The sequence below is a fragment of the Mammaliicoccus sp. G-M28 genome, assembly GCF_022386595.1.
Classification (GTDB): domain Bacteria; phylum Bacillota; class Bacilli; order Staphylococcales; family Staphylococcaceae; genus Mammaliicoccus; species Mammaliicoccus fleurettii.
In genome coordinates, this window is the sequence record NZ_JAJNIF010000034.1 from 1 (window position 1) to 1,695 (window position 1,695).

Genomic DNA, 1,695 nt, shown 5'->3' on the forward strand with positions numbered 1-1,695 from the left:
CATTCCGTAATATCCTTAGAAAGGAGGTGATCCAGCCGCACCTTCCGATACGGCTACCTTGTTACGACTTCACCCCAATCATTTGTCCCACCTTCGACGGCTAGCTCCTAATAAAAGGTTACTCCACCGGCTTCGGGTGTTACAGACTCTCGTGGTGTGACGGGCGGTGTGTACAAGACCCGGGAACGTATTCACCGTAGCATGCTGATCTACGATTACTAGCGATTCCAGCTTCATGTAGTCGAGTTGCAGACTACAATCCGAACTGAGAATAATTTTATGGGATTTGCTTGACCTCGCGGGTTCGCTGCCCTTTGTATTATCCATTGTAGCACGTGTGTAGCCCAAATCATAAGGGGCATGATGATTTGACGTCATCCCCACCTTCCTCCGGTTTGTCACCGGCAGTCAACCTAGAGTGCCCAACTTAATGATGGCAACTAAGCTTAAGGGTTGCGCTCGTTGCGGGACTTAACCCAACATCTCACGACACGAGCTGACGACAACCATGCACCACCTGTCACTTTGTCCCCCGAAGGGGAAGACTCTATCTCTAGAGCGATCAAAGGATGTCAAGATTTGGTAAGGTTCTTCGCGTTGCTTCGAATTAAACCACATGCTCCACCGCTTGTGCGGGTCCCCGTCAATTCCTTTGAGTTTCAACCTTGCGGTCGTACTCCCCAGGCGGAGTGCTTAATGCGTTAGCTGCAGCACTAAGGGGCGGAAACCCCCTAACACTTAGCACTCATCGTTTACGGCGTGGACTACCAGGGTATCTAATCCTGTTTGATCCCCACGCTTTCGCACATCAGCGTCAGTTACAGACCAGAGAGCCGCCTTCGCCACTGGTGTTCCTCCATATCTCTGCGCATTTCACCGCTACACATGGAATTCCACTCTCCTCTTCTGCACTCAAGTTCCCCAGTTTCCAATGACCCTCCACGGTTGAGCCGTGGGCTTTCACATCAGACTTAAGAAACCGCCTACGCGCGCTTTACGCCCAATAATTCCGGATAACGCTTGCCACCTACGTATTACCGCGGCTGCTGGCACGTAGTTAGCCGTGGCTTTCTGGTTAGGTACCGTCAAGACTTGTTCAGTTACTAACAAATTTGTTCTTCCCTAACAACAGAGTTTTACGATCCGAAAACCTTCATCACTCACGCGGCGTTGCTCCGTCAGGCTTTCGCCCATTGCGGAAGATTCCCTACTGCTGCCTCCCGTAGGAGTCTGGACCGTGTCTCAGTTCCAGTGTGGCCGATCACCCTCTCAGGTCGGCTACGTATCGTCGCCTTGGTAAGCCATTACCTTACCAACTAGCTAATACGGCGCGGGTCCATCTATAAGTGACAGCCGAAGCCGCCTTTCACTATCGAACCATGCGGTTCAAAATATTATCAGGTATTAGCCCCGGTTTCCCGGAGTTATCCCAGTCTTATAGGTAGGTTACCCACGTGTTACTCACCCGTCCGCCGCTAACATCAGAGAAGCAAGCTTCTCATCTGTTCGCTCGACTTGCATGTATTAGGCACGCCGCCAGCGTTCATCCTGAGCCAGGATCAAACTCTCCATAATAGAAGTAAGCTTGATTAGCTCATTTTTGATTGGTTAAGCCAATCACTCTTTGAAGTACTATAAGTACTCAATTATTGGAATTAACGTTGACATATTGTCATTCAGTTTTCAATGTTCATT

At 49.9% G+C, this 1,695-nt stretch carries 1 rRNA gene; it reads right to left on the minus strand.

Features of this window, described 5'->3' with window-relative positions:
* Positions 1-19: 19 nt before the first annotated feature.
* Positions 20-1,575: ribosomal RNA gene (locus LQ609_RS12525) — 16S ribosomal RNA — on the minus strand.
* Positions 1,576-1,695 lie beyond the last annotated feature (120 nt).